This is a genomic window from Pseudoalteromonas sp. S408, assembly GCF_005886645.1.
Classification (GTDB): domain Bacteria; phylum Pseudomonadota; class Gammaproteobacteria; order Enterobacterales; family Alteromonadaceae; genus Pseudoalteromonas.
Genome location: NZ_PNDY01000019.1, coordinates 63,353 through 85,985 on the forward strand (window position 1 = coordinate 63,353; position 22,633 = coordinate 85,985).

At 39.7% G+C, this 22,633-nt stretch carries 18 protein-coding genes; 7 read left to right on the top strand and 11 right to left on the bottom strand.

Translation table 11 applies throughout. The annotated features are described in order from the left end of the window. Window positions 1-14: 14 nt before the first annotated feature. Window positions 15-485, top strand: coding sequence for a DUF2721 domain-containing protein (locus CWB62_RS14525; protein WP_006792500.1), 471 nt, complete (start codon window positions 15-17; stop codon window positions 483-485). Window positions 486-575: 90 nt separating this feature from the next. Continuing rightward, window positions 576-1,028, top strand: coding sequence for a c-type cytochrome (locus CWB62_RS14530; protein WP_058403697.1), 453 nt, complete (start codon window positions 576-578; stop codon window positions 1,026-1,028). 70 nt (window positions 1,029-1,098) lie between these two features. Here the strand turns inward: CWB62_RS14530 and CWB62_RS14535 are convergent, their stop codons facing one another. Beyond that, window positions 1,099-4,242, bottom strand: a complete 3,144-nt coding sequence (locus tag CWB62_RS14535) for an efflux RND transporter permease subunit (protein WP_058403696.1) — start codon at window positions 4,240-4,242, stop codon at window positions 1,099-1,101. Window positions 4,243-4,253: 11 nt separating this feature from the next. Beyond that, complete coding sequence (locus tag CWB62_RS14540; RefSeq protein WP_138528130.1) at window positions 4,254-5,432, bottom strand: efflux RND transporter periplasmic adaptor subunit; 1,179 nt, start codon at window positions 5,430-5,432, stop codon at window positions 4,254-4,256. A gap of 288 nt (window positions 5,433-5,720) precedes the next feature. On the opposite strand from CWB62_RS14540, the gene CWB62_RS14545 reads away from it, so the two are divergent. Beyond that, entirely contained in the window at window positions 5,721-8,228 is a 2,508-nt protein-coding gene (locus CWB62_RS14545; protein ID WP_058403694.1) for a zinc-dependent metalloprotease, read from the top strand. 136 nt (window positions 8,229-8,364) lie between these two features. Here CWB62_RS14545 and CWB62_RS14550 read toward each other — a convergent pair whose 3' ends face one another. Beyond that, the gene (locus tag CWB62_RS14550) at window positions 8,365-8,784 is read right to left on the bottom strand and encodes a hypothetical protein (protein WP_058403693.1); all 420 of its coding nucleotides are present in this window, start codon (window positions 8,782-8,784) and stop codon (window positions 8,365-8,367) included. 881 nt (window positions 8,785-9,665) lie between these two features. Here CWB62_RS14550 and CWB62_RS14555 point away from each other — a divergent pair. Together CWB62_RS14555 and CWB62_RS14560 are read left to right on the top strand one after the other, a co-directional pair. Beyond that, the gene (locus CWB62_RS14555; protein ID WP_058403692.1) at window positions 9,666-9,863 is read left to right on the top strand and encodes a hypothetical protein; all 198 of its coding nucleotides are present in this window, start codon (window positions 9,666-9,668) and stop codon (window positions 9,861-9,863) included. A gap of 423 nt (window positions 9,864-10,286) precedes the next feature. Continuing rightward, window positions 10,287-10,904 carry a replication initiation protein gene (locus CWB62_RS14560; protein ID WP_201020855.1) on the top strand — a complete coding sequence of 206 codons (618 nt, stop codon included), beginning with the start codon at window positions 10,287-10,289 and terminating at the stop codon, window positions 10,902-10,904. Here the strand turns inward: CWB62_RS14560 and CWB62_RS14565 are convergent. The 4 genes from CWB62_RS14565 to CWB62_RS14580 all read right to left on the bottom strand — a co-directional run bounded on the left by CWB62_RS14565 (window position 10,856) and on the right by CWB62_RS14580 (window position 13,640). Then, on the bottom strand, window positions 10,856-11,653 hold the full coding sequence (locus CWB62_RS14565) for a PhzF family phenazine biosynthesis protein (RefSeq protein WP_058403691.1): 798 nt from the start codon (window positions 11,651-11,653) through the stop codon (window positions 10,856-10,858). The genes CWB62_RS14560 and CWB62_RS14565 overlap by 49 nt on opposite strands. A gap of 16 nt (window positions 11,654-11,669) precedes the next feature. Beyond that, window positions 11,670-12,143: a pilin gene (locus CWB62_RS14570; RefSeq protein ID WP_058403690.1), complete on the bottom strand. Its 474-nt coding sequence runs from the start codon at window positions 12,141-12,143 to the stop codon at window positions 11,670-11,672. Continuing rightward, window positions 12,140-12,961: a hypothetical protein gene (locus CWB62_RS14575; protein ID WP_058403689.1), complete on the bottom strand. Its 822-nt coding sequence runs from the start codon at window positions 12,959-12,961 to the stop codon at window positions 12,140-12,142. The genes CWB62_RS14570 and CWB62_RS14575 overlap by 4 nt, the downstream gene beginning before the upstream one ends. A 64-nt stretch (window positions 12,962-13,025) precedes the next feature. Then, entirely contained in the window at window positions 13,026-13,640 is a 615-nt protein-coding gene (locus CWB62_RS14580; protein WP_058403688.1) for a SemiSWEET family transporter, read from the bottom strand. Between the two features lie 284 nt (window positions 13,641-13,924). Between CWB62_RS14580 and CWB62_RS14585 the strand changes: the two genes are divergently transcribed. Together CWB62_RS14585 and CWB62_RS14590 are read left to right on the top strand one after the other, a co-directional pair. Next, entirely contained in the window at window positions 13,925-15,058 is a 1,134-nt protein-coding gene (locus CWB62_RS14585; protein ID WP_058403687.1) for a PepSY-associated TM helix domain-containing protein, read from the top strand. Window positions 15,059-15,106: 48 nt separating this feature from the next. Then, window positions 15,107-16,261: a tetratricopeptide repeat protein gene (locus CWB62_RS14590; RefSeq protein WP_138528132.1), complete on the top strand. Its 1,155-nt coding sequence runs from the start codon at window positions 15,107-15,109 to the stop codon at window positions 16,259-16,261. A gap of 63 nt (window positions 16,262-16,324) precedes the next feature. On the opposite strand, the gene CWB62_RS14595 is transcribed toward CWB62_RS14590, so the two are convergent. From CWB62_RS14595 to CWB62_RS14610, 4 genes are all read right to left on the bottom strand, one after another. Then, window positions 16,325-19,150, bottom strand: coding sequence for a TolB family protein (locus CWB62_RS14595; protein ID WP_138528134.1), 2,826 nt, complete (start codon window positions 19,148-19,150; stop codon window positions 16,325-16,327). A 126-nt stretch (window positions 19,151-19,276) separates the two neighbouring features. Beyond that, complete coding sequence (locus CWB62_RS14600) at window positions 19,277-20,836, bottom strand: PH domain-containing protein (RefSeq protein ID WP_138528136.1); 1,560 nt, start codon at window positions 20,834-20,836, stop codon at window positions 19,277-19,279. Then, entirely contained in the window at window positions 20,829-21,362 is a 534-nt protein-coding gene (locus CWB62_RS14605) for a PH domain-containing protein (RefSeq protein ID WP_058551203.1), read from the bottom strand. Before CWB62_RS14605 ends, CWB62_RS14600 begins: the two co-directional genes overlap by 8 nt. Window positions 21,363-21,424: 62 nt before the next feature. Then, window positions 21,425-22,276, bottom strand: a complete 852-nt coding sequence (locus CWB62_RS14610) for a D-hexose-6-phosphate mutarotase (protein WP_138528138.1) — start codon at window positions 22,274-22,276, stop codon at window positions 21,425-21,427. Window positions 22,277-22,633: the final 357 nt, after the last annotated feature.

Below are 22,633 nucleotides of genomic sequence, written 5' to 3' on the forward strand. Positions count from 1 at the left end.
TCACTAGGTACTTTATGAATAATGATGTAATCAACATTTTAACTATGGCTAAAGTAATACAAACAGCCGTTGCACCCGTGTTTTTAATAACGGGTATTGCTGCAACCCTTGGCGTTTTATCAAACCGCTTGGCTCGTATTACGGACCGTGCGAGGCAATTAGAGCGCAAGTTAAAAGTAAGCACCGATGAAGATTTTAATAAATCACTCGCAACAGAACTTCGCGCTCTATTAAAGCGATCCCGCTGTATACACATAGCTTTTAGTTTAAGTGTTTTGAGCGCTTTGCTTGTATGCGCAGTGGTTATGCTATTATTTTTGTCGCATATTCAATCAATAAACTTAGGCGTTACTATCGCTAGTTGTTTTGTGGCCGCTATGGCGTTGTTAATATGTGCGTTTATGTCGTTATTAGGTGAAGTTTTCTTAGCAACTCGCAGTATGCGACGAGGGATGATATTTGCTGATATTGATATGAACGATTAACTTTTAGTTAATTTTTCTGTATTAGCTTGAATAAAACCAATAGCTAAGATACAAAGCGATAGTCAAAAAATAGTTAACAGGGGCAATAATATGAAATTTAAAAAGATTCTAGCGGGTGCATTACTAACAACATGCGCGCTAAGTGTATCTGCAAACTCTGCGTTTAAAGAGCCAAGCGACGCGATTGAATACCGTCAAAGTGCATTCTCTATGCTATCAGTTCAAATTGGTGATATGGGCGCAATGCTTAAGGGCAAGGTTCCGTTTGACGCTGAGCAATTCAAAATGCGTGCTAATAATGCTGCAGCGCTTTCAAAAATGCCATGGGAAGCGTTTTATGCAGGAACAGACAAAGGCGATACATCGGCACTTGCTGCTGTGTGGTCTGAAAATACGGTATTTGTTGAAAAAGCCAATGCGTTTGCGGCAAACGCAGACAAACTTGCTCTAGCTGCTCAATCTGGTGACAAAGCAGCTATTGGTAAAGCCTTTGGTGCATGGGCTAAAGGTTGTAAAGATTGCCACAAGCAATTTAAAGACTAATTAAAAATTAATAAAAACAAAAAAGGACTAAGTGTTAACACTCAGTCCTTTTTTTATTGTTTAGCAAAAATTAGCTATCAACTGACACTTCTACACTTCCTCGTTTAAAAATACGTCGGTAAGTGTTTTTAAATAATGCCCCAATATCACCTAATATAATGTACAAACAAGGTACAAGAATAAGCGTAATTAGGGTTGCAAACATAACTGCAAACCCCAGCGCAACCGCCATAGGTATTACAAACTTAGCCTGTAGGCTCGTTTCAAACATAATAGGCAGTACACCTGCAAACGTAGTGATTGAGGTGAGCAATATTGCTCTAAAACGCGCACAGCCGGCTTCAATTACGGCGTTTCTAACGCTAACCCCTTGCTTTCGCACCTGGTTTACATAATCAGTCATAACCAAGGAGTCATTAATTACAACACCCGCCGCAGCAATAAGACCAAAACCAGACATTAAGCTCATATCAAGGTCAAACCAATAGTGCCCCCAAATAGCCCCCGTTAAGCTAAACGGAATAACCGACATAACAATAAGCGGTTGTGAATAGCTTTTTAGCGGTACAGCGAGCAGTATGTAAACTAATATCATGCCTCCTGCAAAAAACAACATTTGCTCATTGGCTTGCGCCTGTTGCTCTTCAATGGCACCACCAAGTTCTGATTTAACGCTTGGGTATTCTTCTTTAAGCTGTGGTAATAAGTTATCTTTTACCTGTTTAACCACTTCGCCCGGTTCAATTTGCTCTTCATCAATACTGCCGTACACATAAACAGTTCTGTACCCACCTTCACGGCGAATGTAGCTAATACCAGGTGTTTCGGTTAGCTCAACCACATCACCCAATAACACTTCGCGCCCAGTTGGCGTGGTCACCACAGTATGTTTGAGCGATGAAAATGCTTCGCGTGTGAGTTTAGGGTAACGAACCATCACACGGACTTCTTCACCATTTCTAATTACGCGTTGTGCTTCGCCACCATAAAAGCTGGCTCCCACTTGATTGGCAATACTGGCAAGATCTAACCCCAAGTCAAATGCAACGGGTTTTAAACTCATTTGCACTTCTTTACTGGCTGGGTCTATGGTTGAGCTTATATCAAACAACCCTTCTTGCTGTTGAAGCAATTGAATAAAACGGCGCCCAGCTTCGTTTAATGTATCAATGTCAGACCCAAATAGTAGATAACCAAACTCTCCTCCACCGTTGCCGCCACCGCCGCCTACGTCGTCTTGGATAGTTAACGATTTAACACCTGCAATAGTAGGCATGGCCTCACGCCATCGGCGCGACAATTCAAACGCATCGTAAGGGCGTAAGTCTTCATCAACTAATGGGGCTAATAATTGCGCTTCAGTACGGCCTTGGTTAAACACGAGTAAGTCGCGGATAATTTTTTGACCTGTTTGACGCTCTGTTTCATTGTCTACCTCAAGCACCATCGCTTCTATTTCACGAATAGCATTAATAGTTTGAATGTCGGATACGTTGTCATTCATTTCAATATTAATTTGTGGGAAATCATGTGGAACTTTAGGTGAAGGAATAGTGCGCACCTGATTTGAAGCAATTAATGCAAAAGTAACGACTAATAAAGCAATAAAACTAAATAAAACAGTCCAACGCCATTCAACACACTTGGAAACAAACCGTTTATATGGGCCATTTACAAAACCAAAAAAGTGGGTATTAAATCTATCTCGCCAGCCACCTTTTTTTATAGGGGTAAAGTGTGTGTGTGCAATATGCGCAGGTAGTATGAGTTTCGATTCAATTAAGCTAAATACCAAACACAGCATTACAACAACAGCAATACCGTAAAAAAAGGCACTTTCAGGCCCGCTCGAAAGCGTAAACGGCGCAAATACGGCAATGGTAGTAAGTACACCAAACGTCGCTGGGGTCGCTACACGCTTTGCACCACGTACAACGTTATCGACACCGCCGCCACTTTTTTCAACTTCGCTGTATGCGGCTTCGCCGATGACTATGGCGTCATCCACCACAATCCCTAGCACCATGATAAACGCAAATAACGAGATAATATTTATGCTAATACCAAATAATGGCATCACCATCATCGCGCCTAAAAAGCATACCGGTAAACCTATCATTACCCACAATGCCAACTTAAAGCGTAAGAATAGCGACAACATAATTGCGACTAAAATCGCACCTTGAAGAAGGTTTAATTTCATCATATCTAAGCGTGCATTTAGGTAGTACGTCATATCCATTAAAGGTTCTATACGCACACCCGGTGGGAGCTCTTTATTTTTTTGATCAATATACGCTTTAACCGACTCAGCTACCGGAATAATATTTTGTGATTGCGTTGCTTTTACTGATAAATAAACAGCATTTTCACCATTAAACTTAAAATAACGCTCACCTTCAGTAAATTGATCTTTAATTGTAGCAATATCTTGCAGCAAAACTTTGGCACCATACTCGCCAATTTTTACCGGAATTTGTCTAAATTCTTCGCCTGAATAAAACTGGTTTTCAACACGAACTGAAATAACACCCGCATCCGTTTTTAACTGACCTGCCGAAAAGTTAGCAGAGTAACGACGCACAGCATTCATAACATCTGAAATTGTTAAATTGTACTGGCGTAATGTATCTGGATCGATTTCAATCGCTATTTCATCAAGCGGTACATCATTGACCACAAGCGATACATTCGATAATTGCAGCAATTCATCTTCGATATTGTTTGCTATCGGCTTAAGCTCAAATAAAGGCAAGTCAGCAACCAGTGTCATGCCTATTACATCTTGTCTAAATTCAATCTGACTTATGGTGACCGGTTCCATCCCAGCTGGAAAAGTAGCTATACCGTCAACACGCAATTTTACTTTATCAAGCACATCGGTGAGCTCTGCGTCTGTATGAATTTCAAGACTTGCAGAGCCGCCGTTTCTAAATGCGCGATACACGCCTTTTTTTATTTCGGTAATATCTTTAAGTGATTCTTCAATTTTTATAAGAATACTTTCTTCAATTTCCTGAGGAGAGGCACCTGGGTAATTAGCGTTTACGTTAATATAGTTAATTTCTATATTAGGAAACATTTGTCGCTGAATCGTTTTGTAGCTTAAAAAGCCCATAACAATAATAAACAACATCATTAAGTTTGCAGCAACCGAGTTATTAGCAAAATAAGCTATTAACCCTGTTTGTTTTGTTTGTGTTGATTCACTCATTGTATTACACCTTAAAGCTGTTGCGTATTTGAGGTGCTCACATCAGAGCTTTCAGGTGCCGGTTGCGCACCTGCTATTTTAACTTCCATTCCCTTTTGAGGGTATTCTGGTAACGTAACCACCAGCTTATCGTCAGCTTTTAGGCCACTACTAATATAGAAGTACTCGCCTTCTTCTCGTATTACCGTTACTTTTCTTGGTTCAAGGGTTTGGTTTTCACCAACGACCCAAACGGTTTGGTTGTTAACAAGCGCCTGGGGTAAACGATAGATATTATTTAATGTCGTACCGGCAAAATTAACCTTTACGTAACTACCAAACTTAATTGCTGGCTGCTTATTTTTAAGGCCATACGGGTCTTCAATTCGCACCACTAAACTGCTCATACGTGTTGCGTTATCTACAATGCCTAAATCGCGGTCAATAACGCCTTCACGGGTAAAGCTATTAAGGCCTTTTTGAATAACGGTTGCAGTAATCCCTTTAATACGCTCAGGCAAAAACACACTATCAAAGCCTGCAATAGGAATAATAACTTCAGCCGTTTCTATATTGTTTAACTCAGCAACTTGAGAGCCCATTGTCACGTATTGACCCACACCTACATTACGTCTCACAATAAGTGCATCGTAAGGTGCTTTAACATCACAGTTTTCTAAATCGCGCTGCGCACGTTTTAATGCTGCTTGTGCTGATTTAACATTTGCTTGCGCACTAAGCACTTGAGGCTTACGTAAAAATAAATCGGTACGCGCTTTACTTGGAAAGCGTTTTGCTTCGTCTTCAGCTACTTTTGCTTGCGCTTGTTCTTCAATTAAACCCGCTTGGGCGCGAGCAAGTTCAGCTTCAGCCACGAGCACTGCAGCTTCGTAGTTATCTTTTTCAATCGAAAATAAGGTTTCACCACGCGCTACAACCCCACCGGCAACAAAGCTCGGATGCCAACTCAGTACCTCTCCCGATACCTGTGCAGACAGTTGTGTATTTTCCAGCGGTTTTACTTCACCATAGCTGTTAATTATAACCTGATGGTCGTTAGCCGAAACCGGCTCAACTTGAACGGTTGGTCGCGTATCAACTAACGCCTTTTTTTCTTGCTCACTGGCAAGCGCGTTTATTGCTTTAAAACCAACAACACCTATAGCAAGCGCAACAAATGGAAAAACCCATCTAAGTGAATTTGTTTGCATATCCTAATTACCCCAAATTTCTATTAACGCCATAATAACAGAGCTTAATTAAACAATTACGTGACATTTGTAAGCAACTGTTACAAATGTGCATTAATTATACTTCTCATAATGAATTGTTTAATTATAAATTAGATTATATAGCCATAAAATTATATTTTGTTACAAACTTTTACTATTTAAAATCAATACATTAAATAAAAAAGGTATTATTTCATCGATTTGTTGTACGAAACAAATTGAAATTACGTACAGTAAAAATAAATTAACAAACGAAAAGATGACATTATGAAACTAACCACCCTAACTCTTGCGCTCAGTATTGCCCTAAGCGGCCATGCTTTTGCCGATGACAAAAAAGACGAAAAAAAACCAAAAACATTAAGTGAAATGATCAAAGGACAAACCGAATTTGCCGGTGTATTTAACCTGTATCAGGACGAAAAAACGGGTAAGCACTTAATGGTCATTAACGAATCACAGCTTGATACTCCTTTCGTTTATTTTGCTCATACTGTTGATGGGGTGACTGATGCAGGACACTTTCGTGGATCGTACCGTGAAACCAAACTCATTGAGTTTAGAAAGTACTTCGACCGTATCGATATTATAAGTAAAACACCTCGTTATAAATTTGACGAGAACAGTGCCATTTCAAAAGCCAGCAATGCAAACATTAGTGAAGCCGTGCTTGCGAGTATTAAAATAGAAAAAGAAGAAGACGGTAAAATTGCATTTAACGTCAATAAGTTATTTTTAAGTGAAGCACTTCATAAAGTATCTCCAACTATTAACCCTGCAGATAAAAATGCTAAAAAACGTTTTAAAGTAGGCAAACTAGACAGCAAAAAGTCGCGCATAATTAAACAGCGTCCTTACCCTAATAATTTAGACGTTGTCGTAGATTACGTATTTACCAATGCAAGTCCAACCGTTCGTGGCTCTGGCGCAATAAGTGACCCGCGTAGTGTTTCGGTGAAGGTTCAACATTCATTTGTAGCACTTCCAAAAAACAACTACCAGCCTCGTTTAGACGATGCGCGTATTGGCTATTTCACAAATCAGTTTGATCAAATGACGTCAACTGATTGGACGCCTTACGAAGATGTAATTAAGCGCTGGGATTTACAAAAGAAAGATCCAAGCGCTGCACTTTCAGAGCCTGTAAAACCAATTACATGGTGGATAGAAAACACCACACCAATAGAGTGGCGCGATACAATAAAAGACGCCGTACTTGCATGGAATAGCTCTTTTGAAAAAGCAGGCTTTAAAAATGCCTTAGAAGTAAAAGTACAACCTGATGATGCCGACTGGGATGCAGGCGACATTAATTACAATGTACTGCGTTGGACCTCATCACCTAAGCCTCCCTTTGGTGGCTACGGGCCTGCATTAGCAAACCCGCTAACAGGAGAAATACTGGGCTCAGACATCATGCTTGAGTTTGTATTTATGAAAAATCGCTGGATTTACGACACCCTTTATACTCAAGGCGCTATGAGCCACGGCAATAATACACATACTGGTGAATTAAACTGCTCATTAGGTCATGAAATTCAACAAAACCTTATGCTTGCAAAAGGCTTAGCTGCTGGCGACAGCATTGAAGAAAACGAAATGATACGCCAAGGGTTAACACAGCTTATTCTGCATGAAGTAGGCCATACATTGGGCCTTAACCACAACATGAAATCATCTATTTTGTGGGATGAAAAAGAAGTCCACGATAAGAGTAAAACTCAAGGTATCGTAACGGGCTCAGTAATGGATTATGCACCAGCTAATATTGCGCCAATTGGCATGCAGCAAGGTGATATTTTTCAAACTAAACCAGGTCCTTACGATGACTGGGCTATTAACTACGGGTACAGTGCAGCACTGGCTGATGCATCTGCCGAGCAAGCTCGTCTGAATAAAATTCTTGCGCGCTCTAGTGAGCATGCATTAGCGTTTGGTAACGATGCTGACGACATGCGTGCGCCGGGCCGTCATATCGATCCCCGTGTTATGATTGGTGACTTATCATCAAACCCAGCAGCCTATGGTGCAGACCGTATGGCACTTATTAATAAACTGTTTACTGAGCTTAAAGATAAAGCCACTGTTGAAGGCGACTCTTACCAGCAACTTGTCACCTCAGCCAATAGCTTATTTGGCCAATACAGATCGCAGGCAGGTATTGTGTCTCGTCAAATTGGTGGGGTGTATGTAGAGCGCGCCGTTGTAGGTGATGCAAACGCCGACAAACCTTTCACCCCAGTGCCACTTGAAAAACAAACCCAAGCCATGGAAATTTTAGCCGAATACGTGTTTGCACCTGATGTATTACAAAGCATGCAACCGCTTTATAATTTCATGCAGCAACAGCGCCGCGGGTTTAATCACTATGGTAAAAATGAAGACCCTAAACCTCATAAAATGATTTTAGGAATGCAAAAGTCTGTGCTTGCACAACTATTGCATCCGGCGGTTTTACTGCGTATTTCAGATACCGCGCTATACGGAAACGAATATAGCTTAAATCAATTTATGGGGGATTTAACAGCGAGTATCTTTGTTAAAGACGCAGAAGCCAGCTCAATCAGTCATAACCTACAAATTGAATATGTAAACCAACTGATCGCCATTGCAGGTTTAGGCAAACCAAGTAAGTTTGATAACCTCGCTAAAACGGCTGCGTTATATCAGCTAACCGAAATAGCGGATACAAGCCTGTCATGGGGCGCAGATACCGCAGCTAAAGCACATAAAAAGTACATTGATCGCTTAATTGCAAAAGCACTAGAAGCGTAAATAGTTGTAACAAAAAAAGGCCGCATTGATTGTGGCCTTTTTTATAAACTTAACTCAAATCACCATTAAAGGTAAATTGTGCCTTCCATATCAGATAATAGCCCCAGTTAGGGCTATTGATAAATTCAAATGTTCTCTACTTTGGCATTGTTGTTGTATCTTTTGGTATTCTTACCGTTGTTACTTGGACGTCTAGTAAGTTACCATCTGCATCTCTGTAAGTAGTAATATAAACAACGACTATTTCTGTTGGAGTTTCGTAAGAGGTTGATGTTGTTCCAACACCTGGAACGGATGATAGTGTATTTATCATTCCATTGTTGTTTATTATTCTCTTAGCATTGATCGGTATGTCATCTACAGGGATTACTTTTTCTATATCTCCGTTCGAGTTTTTAGCTACTACATGCCAACCAGCATTAAGTTTAATAATTTCAGTACACTCATATGAGCAATTTATAGTTTTATTTTTTATATGATTTTCAACAGTTGCTGATGATACTGTGTGAGATAAGAATATAGATAGCGCAATACATATGGGTAAAAAAGTTTTCATTAAATAGTTCCTTAATTTTGAAAGTGAAATCCATTCACAAGATTAGCAGTCAATTATTGTAAATCAAGTTTAATAATACAGCTCATGCTGTGCGTGTAACTTTTCCGTGTGCAATTTTATTTAACCTTTGAATTATAAGGTCTCTAGGTTGATCTCACAGTGTAACCTAGAGCCCTTGTAACGCGATATTATTGTTGTAAAGCTACGCTATTGCTAATGAGGTAGTGATGTTTTGCTAATGCACCCTTTTACACTCCAAACTTAATAGGCACGCCGTCGACAGTCGCGTGCAAAGGATTTAACCCTTTTTAAATCTTCTCTTAACTGCATTTCGGATAAGTGCGACTCTCTTCGTTTTCTTCAGGGGCTCAAAAAAAAGTGATATTTTTAATTTTTTTGCGCCCGTTGGAGCTAATTAATTCTGATAGCCTAAATCTAGGCCAGGAATAAGCCAGGCTAAAAAGAGAGGAGCCAATATGAAAATTGAAGTCGATTATAACGTTAAATTAAAGGGTAAATTCGTTATTGATTTAACATTAGTGTTAGCGGTTATTCAGTTTGTGGTGAGTGCGTTTAATTGACAAGGTGACAAATCGCCGTGAGTCGGTAAAAGCTACATATCACCCCAGTGGTTGAGGTGTATGGCAGGATAGGCCTTTCAGGCCAAAATGTGATACACCCCAACTTATTATAAAAAATAACTAATTTTAGCGGCTAAAATAAAATATAAATAACGTACATATATCGAGTTTATCGTGTTTCATATGGTGTAAATAATGGTTAAGTTAAGGGCAGGACAGGTGAAGTAGGCCTACTTCAAAATAGTTAATTCGCCTGTGGCTCAAACAAGTTTCACCGGTGAAACTTTAGGAGATTTAAACATGACAGAAGAACACGACATCGATACGCTGTGTGATGCAATCAATCAGGATTTAAGTAGTGAGCGTGTGCGTCATTTTTATGCGCAACTGCAGGGAGAGAATAATAGTCCACAGGAAGGCGAAGCGGTTGAAGCATGGCTGGCCGAGCAAATACCCTTGAACGTGCCTATATGGGTATCAAAAAAAACAGACGTCTGAGGGGCACAGCTAACGCGCGTTGCTTGTTTGGCACGTAAAGCCGTTCAGAAACCGCCTGAGAGCGATTCTAAGCCGTTTTATGTGCTTGGTTAGTGGATTTGCGCGAAAGGTCTATAAAGGCGTATTAAAAACGCTATTTAGCGCGTATATGGCGAAGAAAAGGTGTTTAACATAATGCCCGATATCGGCTATCGCGACCTTTTTGGTGGTTCAGGTGGATTTCGACTCCAAACGCGCCTTTTTGGCTGTCTTGCTGTGTGCTGTCATTTGGCGTAACCTAAGCCCTAATAAAACAAAACCCCGATATTCATTACCAACTTGGCGGGCGGATATGAATAATCAGGGTTCGAGATAAATCTCAGAGAGAATGATAACACATGGATCATACTTCACAAGCCAAAACCGCCATAAGCGCGGTGGAAATTGAATAGCAACGCCCAACAGCTCTCACTCTTTGAGCAGCGTTTACCCAAAAAACCGTACCATACCGATGAGTTCGCGAATGGCTTAGCGATTGCGCGTGCCCAGAACGCGATTAAATCACGCTACATCCAAGCGAATGGCCCGACGCATAAATACTGGTTAGTGTTTGACGTAGACAAACCGAATGCATCCTTAGATTGGTATGATTCAGATGCACCCGCACCTAATATCATTGCAACCAATCGTGAAAATGGCCATGCACATTTGATTTATGGCCTTGAAGTCTCTATTCGAACTGCGCCAGATGGCCGCAGTGCGCCACTTCGCTACGCAGCAGCCGTAGAAAGTGCGCTGAGAGAAAAACTCGGTGCCGATATAGGTTACGCTGGCCTTATTTGTAAGAACCCTTTAAATCCACATTGGCAGGTCTCTACATGGGAGTCGTGCTTATATAATTTGGATTGGCTCGCTGATTATGTCGATTTGAGCGCCTACAGTGGTCGTAAACGACTCCCTGACTACGGGTTAGGGCGTAACTGTAACTTATTCGATTATCTTAGTACGTGGGCTTACAAGGCGATTAGGCAGGGGTGGCCGGTTAAATACCTAACTGCATGACCTGTTAATGTTACCGTTGACTCCCCTACCTCGCACTGTAAATGCCCACCTCGGCTAGATGCCTGATAGGCAGTTAATTGTGTTTTACCTAACAATTGTGCCCAGTATGGAGCAAGCCCTGTATGAATAGAGCCCGTAACATAATCTTCATCACCGCCGCTGGCTGGCCAAAAATAACGAGAAATAAAGTCGTATTCATCACTAGGTGCTGTTGCAACTACATCGTGTGGCCCTAACATCTTTAATACTGCAGAGTCAGTAGTTAAGTTCTCTACCTGTTTAGCCGATTCATAAACTGCAAAGTAAGCTTGGCGATTTTTAAGTACCTTAACAGGTTGTATAGACAAGCCATTTAACAATGCCTGTGGCGGGTTTTTAACCTCTACTGGTGCTTGCTTAGGGAATGTCATAGCAAAGCTGCCATCATTGTTTTTATTAACAATAAGCTCGCCTACTGCATCAGCTATAAACCGGATTTGCGATACATCATGTTCTTCACATAAAACATATGCAGCAGCCAAAGTGGCATGGCCACAAAAGTCTATTTCCATTAACGGTGAGAACCAACGAATAGCAAAACGGCCATCGGTTTGCTTACAGGTAAACGCAGTTTCAGATACGTTGTTTTCAGCGCCTATATTTAGCATTAGGTCATCATTCAACCACGACTCAAGTGGGATAACAGCTGCATAATTGCCTTTAAATAAAGCGTGTGTAAACGCATCAATTTGGTGAATAGTTAATTGCATTAGCTTCCCTTGTATTTTAAATACACGCCGAAGGTAGTAAATCTTTTGGCACTGAGGTTTTATTTTCACCAATCGCTTTCATACCTGTGACTGGCTGATCAAAGCCGCACAACCAAGAAATTGGGCTCAAAGGGCTACCTTCAACAACAGCTGGTCTAAACGTCAATGTTGTATTTTGTAAAGGCCGAGATGCTTTGTTACCTAAAGTAATATGTATAGCACCGTTTTTAATAGTAATTCCCGTTACCCTATTCCCTATTAAGTATTGACTAGCAGGCACACCCGCTTCTTCATTATTATTAGGAAAACGTTTATTCTCGAGGTAAAACACAGTTACGTCTTCTCTTATTGCAGCCGCCATAGCAAGGGGATCAACAAGCTCTGCCTTTTGCATGTATTTACTGTATTGAGGCAATGCTACAGCAGCCAAAATACCAATAATTGATACAACCACCATTAACTCTATGAGCGTAAATCCTTTTGCTTTCATAATACTTCTCCATACATAAATAGTGGTTTATAGGCCGCTGAAATAAACAAATAAATAGAGACAACAATCACTGCACCATAAACGATTATAAGTTTATTAATAAAGTATTTTGCGCGCTGATTAAACTGTTTTAACTGCTGCTGTAACAGTACTTCAAACTCATTTTGAGCATTTAACCCCAGCGCTTCACACTCATATAAATGCTTTGTTTCTGTGGTTGTAACACCTGAATTTACTGAGCTTAATGGAAAGAATAAAATAGCAATTAGTGTTTCGTAGTTTTTGACTAGTTTTCGTGGGAAAAACACTTTAAACAAGCCTGAAAACGGCTTTAACTCACTCAATATACTGGCGTTTTTGAGCTTTAAAATTACGCTGAGTATAAAACTAAGCAGCAAAAATAATGATATGATCGGAACATACCAATAGCGAAAATAGCTATCAAAGATATTGTGATCATGTTGTTGATTCATGCTGTACATGTCTACAAATGCAGGGACAACAAAAAGTTGGTAAAGAAGAGAAGATAAACAAAAAAACGCAAAAACAAACGTCAAATAAACAAGCCAGCCTTTATGCTCAAATTTAAAATCGTTGATTAATTTGGGTAAACACTGGTAATAAGTTGCACTTTTTTGTGCGGCTACTTCGTCTTGCGACACAACACCCGCAACTAGCATTTTTGCAAGTTCACTATCGTCGTTATCGCCTTGATATATATTCAGACTCGCCTTTTCACTTAGTCTTAGCTTATCGCTTTTGCTTAACTGTGCTGAACTATTTATTCGGCATAAATAGCCAAATTGCTCCCAATTCATACTCTATCCTTTGAATAACGATAAAGTAACATGCCATATATTTACCTAAATATAAATGAAAACATTAAGCCATTATCGGTCGCATTTTATAATATTGCATACAACCAAATTGCACGGCATTAGTCAGCAACAACATGATAAACATAAGTAAGTGTGAAGTACTTGGTGTGGTATTTGTTAACTCAACAACTAAGCCGCAAATGCCCGCTATAAATTGCAAACTAAAATAACGAGCACTTAAGTTACTTACATCACCTGTGCGCAACGTTTTATAGGTTTGTGGCATTACGCGCACTGAGCTCATCACCAGCCCTACGTAAGTAAGTGAATTAAGCACCCATGCGGTATCAAAGTTTGGGCTTAATAACAGCGAAAACGGCATAAGCGAAAAACCAAGCATGAGCAACAACTGAAGACGCTCTTGCTTTGCGGCGTTGTAACGGGCAAAAAAGTACAAGATCAAGCCGCTTAATACGCCTGTTACAAAAAAAGGTAAAGCAATAAAGTATCGCTCAAAATAAATGTTATACGTTATGAAATAGAGACTTTGTGCGACTCCAAATGTCATCATCAGCAAAGATAAACCAGAAACACTTCTGTTTTTTCTAATTTTATTTAGCAATGGTAAAAAGCTAAAAAGTAAAATAAATGAAGACAAAATAGGCAAATAGTGCGCCAAAACAACCTCGCTGTTACATAACGATTACTTTAATTACTTAATAAAAACATTTATTAAACATCTGTTTTAAAAGGCTTTTACTGTGAGCGCGGCATTGTAGAGTGAAGTTAATTTAACTCAACTAAACAGCAAAAACCCTTTTTAGTAACTGGAAACTTATATTTACAAAATATGTTATGTAATGTGCACAGTTTATCAGTTTTCCGAATTCTTGTACTGCCACTATTAAATGCAAATAACAATTGATATCATTTGTATATAAATAATTTAAATAACGACAACCCGTGAGAAAAACACTTTTTAAAATTCATAGCTGGATTGCTCTAATTGCAATTATTCCATTAATTGTAATAAGTATTACTGGCAGTGTGCTTGTATTTAAAAGCGAGATAGATGGCTTACTTATGCCCGAAAGTCATTTTGTGATTAGCACTCAACCTGAACGTTTAGATATGGATAAGCTAATTTCTATCACGCAGAACGCTTACCCTGAGTATGTCATTGGTAGCTGGGAAATTTTTAACGACGATACAGCTGATCGGGTTTACTTAATCGAGCGCGAGTCGCAAGTTTGGTATAAATTTCATTTAAATCAATATACTGGTGATGTTTTGTCAGCCCCAGTGGGAACGAGCCATTATTTTACAGATTGGTTTTTAGAACTCCATTACACCTTTTTACTCAATGATTTAAAAAGCTTACCAGGCCAAACAGGCACCGTTTTGGGGTTCTTTTTTGCTTTATTTTTATTGGTGCTCGGAATAACCGGCCTTATTATTTACCGAAAGTTTTGGCAACGCCTATTTACCGTGCGTTGGCGCGCAACATTACAAATCGTATTAAGTGATATTCATAAAATGACTGGTGTTATTGGTTCACCTATTTTAATTGTTTTAGCTATAACCGGTGGTTATTTTAATGGTGCCGTTTGGTATCACGAAGTACTTGAACACGCTGAAGAAGAACATTATGCCCTAACCAAAAACCTGTATAGCAAAAATGTTTCCTTCCAAGATATTTTAGATGACAGCAAGCAACAAATAGCCACGTTCAACAGCACTTACTTGGTTATGCCATTAGAGCCTGATGACAACATTACTGTATTTGGTGAAGTAAATTCTAATAACCCACTGGCAAGTGAATACGCTAATACCGTTTCGTATAACAAAATCACTGGTGAGCATATTGCCAATTGGGATATACGCCAAGTAGGTCTTGGCTGGAAAGTATTAGACAGTTTTCGTAAGCTTCACTTTGGATATTTTGGTGGCCTAATAAGTAAAATACTGTGGAGTTTTATAGGGCTAAGTCCACTATGGCTAAGCGCTACTGGCTTTTATTTATGGTTCACACGCCGCAAACGTAAAAAACAATCGCAAATAAATCGTCATAATAAACAACGAACAATAACCGCTTGATTAAAAAGTCACCTCAATGTAATGTGAAAAATCACATTGAGGTGGCTTATGAAATCTATAGTATTAGTTACGTTATTTTTGGTATTTTTAAGTGCATGTAAAAGCACGCCAACAACGCCTACAGTTGAGCAACCCCAGCTTACTGCCCTTATTAATCACACCCGCTTTAAACAAATAGACACTCCGACCGAGGTGAATATTTTTGAATTGCCAAACGCCGAAAAAAAACGCTTTTTAGCTTATGCCGACCAGCAGCAACTAAACGGTGTTAGAACCGATCGTATTATTTACAACTATTTAGAAAACCAACTTAGCGATTTTAGTTATCATGGTGACACATTAACTTCTTCGCAAACTCTGACTCGCGCACACGGCAACTGTATTAGTTTAGCGGTTCTTACACAAAGTTATGCAAATGCGCTGGGGCTAGAAACCAGCTTTCAAGAAGTTACTAGTGAACCTGTGTACGCAAAAGAAAGTGGAATGGTCTATGTAGCTAATCATTTTAGAACCATGGTATATGCACCAAAAGTTGAGAAAAAAGATAACGTTATTCAAGTTTTTCGCCCAGGTACGCTTATCGATTATTTTCCTACACGCGGTAGTTTTTATTCTGGCAGCGCCAGCTACAACGACTTAGTGGCTAAATTTTATGGCAACTTAGCAGCTAAAGCATTTGCTGAAGAAAATCTTAACGCTGCTTATTCTTTTATTTTACAAGCCAATAAATTTACCCCGAATGATCCTGAGCTTTTTAACATGGCGGGTATGTTACATCGCCGTGTGGGAGATTTAAAAAACGCAGAAGTAATTTACGAAACAGCAATAAACAATAATTTATCGAGCGTCAATTTAGTTAATAACTATCAATTATTAGCTAAACAACTTGGTAAAACTGTACTTGCAGAGCAACTAAGCAGCCAATTAAATTACAAAGAAAGAGACCCTTATGAACTACTTGCTCTAGCAAAAAACGAATTACAAACCGGTTATATTAATCGAGCAAAAGACCACTTAGAGCTCGCTTTATTTAAAGCCCCCTATATTTCTGAGCTATACCTAGAACTTGCTAAAGTTCGCTACCATCAAGGTAAAACTGAGCGTTCAAAGCGACTTCTCAAAAAAGCAATTGAATACGAACGAGACGATAAAAAGTTAGACGTATATCAAGCCAAGTTGTTGTCGCTGCAATATAAAGATTAGGGTGAATTGAACTGTGGTCAATCGGTTTACAATCCACAGTTCAAGTAAACTCATTCATCCTAGTTAAAGCGAATAATAGAAGCTTAGCCATGCACGCATTTCATCGTCAAAGCTACTGCCCTCAACCCGCGACACACCCACATTAAATGTTAAATCGTTAACACCCGCAGGTCCCATGCCAAAGCTAAAATCACCTTGGTATTTTAAACCGTAACTTTGTGCATAAACGCTGTCATCTAATTGATGTTGAGTGTAATAAAGCCATGGCATACCCTCTTTATAAGTAACTCCACCGCCATACCCTTGGTAACGATCGGCAGTTGCACTGTAAAAAGGCAGGTCAGCTGCCAGCACAAATTCACTACTGTAGTTTTGATTAATAAGGTTTGAACTAAACCCGCCTAACGCAAGGCGTGCATCGTCTCGCTGCCTTTGTGTAAAGTTGATGTACAAAGGAGCGTTAAATACCTTACCAAATACACTGGCATCTAGGTCATAACCCTGCCAATTGTTTTCACCTCTTCCTTCGTACCAACGGGCATTAACACGTTGCCCTATAGCAAACGTTTGGCGGTCATATTGCCAACTTTGAGCAAAACCTAAACGCGCCCAACGGGTATGGCTTTGTTTATAATCGGTATAGTTATAAGCCAGCTCGGGCGTTAGACTTAATTGTCCAAACTTAAGTGGATAGCTCATTGCTACAAACCCACCACGCGCATCTCTTTTTGTATTTAAATTGCTGGGGCTTACAGCTTGATATTGACGAGAAGTATCTAAGTTGTAGTCATACAAAGCGAGTTTAAACTTAACATCAAGCGCATTATATTTAGCATTTACAAACCCGCCATGTAATGCGCTATCGTTTAAATCAATACTATAACCCGCTTGCAGGTCTAGCTGCTTTAATAAGTCACTGCTTTTAATACCCAGACTTAATAAGCTGGTCGATGCAGAATAATACTGAGAACCCAACGCAAAGGTTGCGTGCTGATCAAGTACTGCATAATCGCGCTGTTCGCCAACGTCTTGGGTGTATACTTTAGCCTCTGGCAACGTATGCTCGTTAACCATTAATAGCGGGGCTTTGCTATTAATAGCTAAATCGGTCACCTTGGTGCTAATACTAGTATTTGCTAGGCTTTTTATATCAGGGCCGTCGGCATGAATCGACAAATAAAGCAGTGTCTCATCTTGCATTTCTATGGGGTGAGCAACCGCTTCTTGCCCTTGTGTTAATCGCTTAAGGGTATTGCTGGCTATATGATAGTTATAAATATCAGTCGTATTATTTAACCCCGCAACAAAGTAAATTGATTCGCCATTAATGCTAAAACTAGGTTGGGTTAAATATTGATATCCGTTTGGCATAGGCACCGACTGGCTAATCCCCCTGTCAACATCTTGTATATACATTTGCCAGTTTTCGTTTAAAGAAGCTGATAAATAAACTAATTTTTTATTATTAGGACTAAGCGTGGGGTAATCGTATGCGGTATTTAAACTTTTTTTAAATAAAGGCGTTATGGCACCGGTGTCTATATCTACTTTTACTAATTCAGAATACCCATCACGTATTTGCTCTGCATACATAACTTTACCGTTGCTTGTTGCACTAAAGCGCCTGATACCTGCAAGCTCGGTTAGCTTTTCTACGTTGCCGGTTTCAATGTTATAGCTAAATATATCAGACACCCGATTATAAATGCCCGACTCTTCAGTGCTATAGGCATTAAAATACAGTGTCGTGCTATTTATCCATTGAGGGTTAGCTATACCAGCCCGGTTTATTTGATTAAGTATTTGTTTTTGTTCACGCTTAAATACACTCGGCGGCGTATCAGGTATATCGAGCGGATCTTGTTCAATTAGCGTTTTTTGCGCTTTTTCAAAGCTATTCATCGCTTTGGTGTTATCTTCGGTGCTATAAATAACCAGCTTAGTATCACGCTTTTCATTACGCTCAACTATCGCAAGCTTACTGCCATCATGAGAAAGTGCTGGATTACTAGCGTATAAATCAAGCTCAAGCCATAACTCACTATTAAGTGGTTGATCCTCTTGCTCTTGCTGCATGGCCTTATACGTATATTCAGCAATAAAACGACGATACAACTTGGCTGCGCTTTGGCCAAACACACCTTCAAACGCTTCATCAAAGTCACGTAACTTAACCGCCTGCATTCGAGTCCATACACTATCAAGAATTTGCTCTGAAAATGTTTGCTCTAACCAATATAAAAACCGGCTGCCCATCAAATAAGCCATTGAGCCCCCCATAAAACCACTATCACTACTCAATTGGCCATAGGTTGGTAACGCACCTTGCTGGGCAAATTCACGCAATATCGACTCAGAGTAATTATCAAATAATCGCCCTCGTCCGGTCATTTTAGATTCAATTAATGTTGCGTATCCTTCAGCAACCCAACGCGGTGTATCACTGTAGGTTAAGTCGTAAATATCCCATAAACCGCGCACTTTTTGTTGCCAGTGGTTACGTGTAGGCTGCGCTAAATGCACTAAATGAATATATTCATGCAACACCAGTAATTGCTGCCAGCCGGGGCTATTCGAAATCACCGTGTCAGACTGCGGTGGCGTAGTAAAAAGTGCCATCACAGGGTTGTTCGATGTAGGCAAGGCGAATCCGTTCGCTGCATTTAAGGGGTCAAACACGACAACGTCGACTACTTTATCGAGTGCACGATTTTGCTGCTCAAGCACTTTGGTGCGTATTATTTCAAGTTCAACAGCGGTCGATTTAGCAAAATCAATATGCTCAATGCTGTAGTGCACATTAAAATGTTCGGTATGAATGGTTTGCCAGTCGGCAGCGAATGCGGGGGTAGTAAGCAACAAAGCAGAGGCAATGAGTGACTTTTTCACAATAATCCCTTAAGTAGTATCTTTAATAATGCTTAGAGTATTATTAAACTAACTGGGTTTGCAGTAAAAAAGTGTAATAAAGCATGTGCAAATGTGTTTTTGCACATACTTTATAGTTTGCAGAAGTTACATCCAACTACGAGTATCTGATTCAGCCTGCTTAAGCGTAAAATCAATCACAAAATCAGCATCTTGCTCTTTTATGTATGGCATAAACGCAAAGCCGTGAGCAAGTTGTATATACAGGCTTTTCAGTCCTGATCTTCGCATTAAATAGGTACTTTCGCTGCTAGCACTTTGTACTTTATAAAGTTCAAACACGCGGTAATGTACGCCAATCATGCCCTTGCGTACAACCATATAAAATCGGCCATTATCTTCATGTAAATAGTAGCCATAACGCTGATACGACAGAGTAACCAAGCCCGCAAATACACCAAGTACACCCAAGCTAATAAAGTAATTTAGCTCATTAAAATAACAAAAAACAGCCACAAGTAAGCTAGGTAACAATGCATACAAAACTAAGTTTTTATACCAAAGAGCGCGCTCTGCCTGCTTAAATGCCAGAGCGCTATTGTTAAACCACGGGTAAATCCACTGGCATACACTGTTAACTTGCTCGTTATTTAATACAGGTAGTACTAAGGTTTGTTTATTTTTTTTAGCGGCCATGCCCGCCATTGCACCACCGCTACTCGCTTGTAAAAATTCAACGGTAAAGCGCTTGAGTAATCGGGCAATAATATTTTGTTTTATGACAATCGACTGCACTTTATCTAAGCTCATAGATAACTGATGGCGCTCTAATAAACCGGCAATGCGTTTAAACTTTTTACCTTTAAAATAAAGCTGATAATTATAAAAGCGGATCAGCGACATCCCTACCGACAGCAAAACAGCAATAAGTACCACAAATACAAATAATGTGAATATGGCAAATAACGCCGCACTGGCTACAAGGCCAAGTTCTTGCTCATAAAAGCCTTCTACTTTTGTGATTAGCTGCTTTTCAAGCACATCGGCCACCACATTTATAAGCGGTGCAATGGCTGCTAGCGCTAAAATAGCCATGTTCGACATTAAACCAAACTTGGCTATTTCTTTGTTAGAAATAAACAAACTACTTTGCTCTGCAGTCTCGTCGGTTTCTACTTCCGTATCTGGCTCAAGCTGCTGTTGGGCCTTGTAAGCAAATATTTGCTTTCGCATTTGCTCTGCATAACTTTGGGTTACTCCAGGCAATACAGCTTCTTGAGCCGCACTACCTGCCGCATCAAAAATACAATTAACCAGCGTTACTGGTTTAAAGTAAAAAGGCTCAGCAATATTTACATTTTGAACTCGCTCAAATTTAAGCGTTAAACGTTCTTTTTTAAAAACGCCTTTATTAAGCAGTATTTCGTTATCGCTTGAAATACAAAACCTAAAGTTTCTGTAATATAAAATAGAGTATAAAAGCAACGCACTTACAGCCAATGCTGCTGCAATTTGCCCCCAAAAAAGTTTATTTTCTACTTGTGTAACAAATACAAAACCAAGCGGTAATAAGTTAAATATGCCGTCGCGCACAAAACGCACACCAAAATGGACAACAAAATACACAAGCGCCCAAGGCGATACTTTTTGCCACAGTTGCGCGTGAGCAGCATCCGTTTGTGTGGGGTGAGGTGTTAAATCACTCATCGGCTGGTACAGCCTGTGTAGACGTGTGTTCTTGGCGGTAATCTTGAACAAACTGGCGCATATTTTTACAATCAGTGTGCGTAAGCCCACTTACTTGCAAATCGGCACTCATGCCACCGGCGCTATACAGTTTTAAACTAGCTAAACCCAGCTTTCGCTCAATGGGGCCACGGTGTATTTCAATGTGCTGCACGCGTGCTAACGGTAAAATAGTAACCCGCTGCCAAATAATTCCTTTTTTAAACGCAATGTCGTGCTGGCGCATAGCCACACCCTGCAATTTAATACTCGCAACGCTGTAAAGCATAGAGATGAGTATTAAAATAGGCATACCAATTAATAAATACGTTTGCATATTATTGGCGAAGTTTTCGTTGAAGTAACAAATAGCGGCTAATATTGCGCTAAAAGGAATATAAAATACTAACCAGTTAAGCTGAGCATGGAGCAGTGCTTTATCGGCAAGCGCTTTAAACTCAATGCTTTTGTGTTGTGGTAAATCCGTTATTTGCTGATTATTAAACACACTATTTCCTATATTGTTTTTTATTATTTTAAAATTTAAGAATCCTAATCAAGCATACCTTATTATGCCCATTCTATAGATGTTACCAACGTATGGCTTTGCTGTGGTTCAAGGGTAACCGCATCATCTAATACATTAGCGGCTTCTAGGCATAACATGGTTTTGTATTCATCGTCAGCAAAATTAGACAAGCGCTTTGATTTTTCAATCCACGGATTCCAAAGCACACACGAACTAGAGTTTGCTCGCCCAACCTTGATAACACCTTCGGGTGTATTAATGTATTGCACAGGTGCAGCTTGGGTGTAAACCATATCGGTTTCGCGTTCAAAGCCAACAACCGCTTGTTGCGTAAAAGGCCCTTCAGCAAATTCAATATATTGCGCGCCTTGCAAGCCTTCAACGTGTGTATTAGTAATATCTGATGTTGGGAAATATGTGTGCAGCGCTTGTGTATAGCTAAACGCCTTGCTGCCTAAATTTGTTGTGGTTAATTTTACTTCAAGAGAATCACTTAAAACAAATTCCACTTTTAATGCCGACTCGTGCGGCCAATATTCAGAGTTAATAAGCTTCACAGGGAGCTTTAAACTAACCGTAATACACTCGTCAGATTCATGCACCTCGTCGGCTCGCCATACACTAGTGCGAGCAAAACCATGTGCGGGCCAGCCAGTATTTACATGCGCGCCAAACCATGGCCAACAAATAGGAATACCACCGCGAATACTCGTGCCTTCTGAGAACGTTTCATTACCCGACACCCAAATAAGAGGTTGCTTACCCTTCGGTGTAAATTGCGTAATTTGGCCACCTTGCAAAAATATTTTTGCATTGCATAAATCACTTTCAACGTTAATAAACTCAAGACCTGTTTCGGTGTGTTCAATACTCACTGATGGCGATAACTTCATGCCTTTCCCTTTAATGTTAATAATCACAACGTTCAATACTCTTACATATAACGTAAAGTATAAACCAATCAAATAAATTTTTGCTCACTAAGGTAATCATTGTGAGCATATTGATAGTTGTATATCATAAGCTTACTTAATCTACACTTTGATTAATTGCATACCAAACACATAAAATACACTTTAAAAAAAGACAATTTTAGCGGTGTACCTATTACTTAAAACAGCGCTAAAACGCTTAATTAAACGCCCCACCTATTAAAAACACTTAATTAAAGTGCACTTGCTTTAAGGTAAATTAGTTTCTACTCTAATTAATAAAGACGAGTAACTGCAGTAAAAAATTAAATTTTTAAT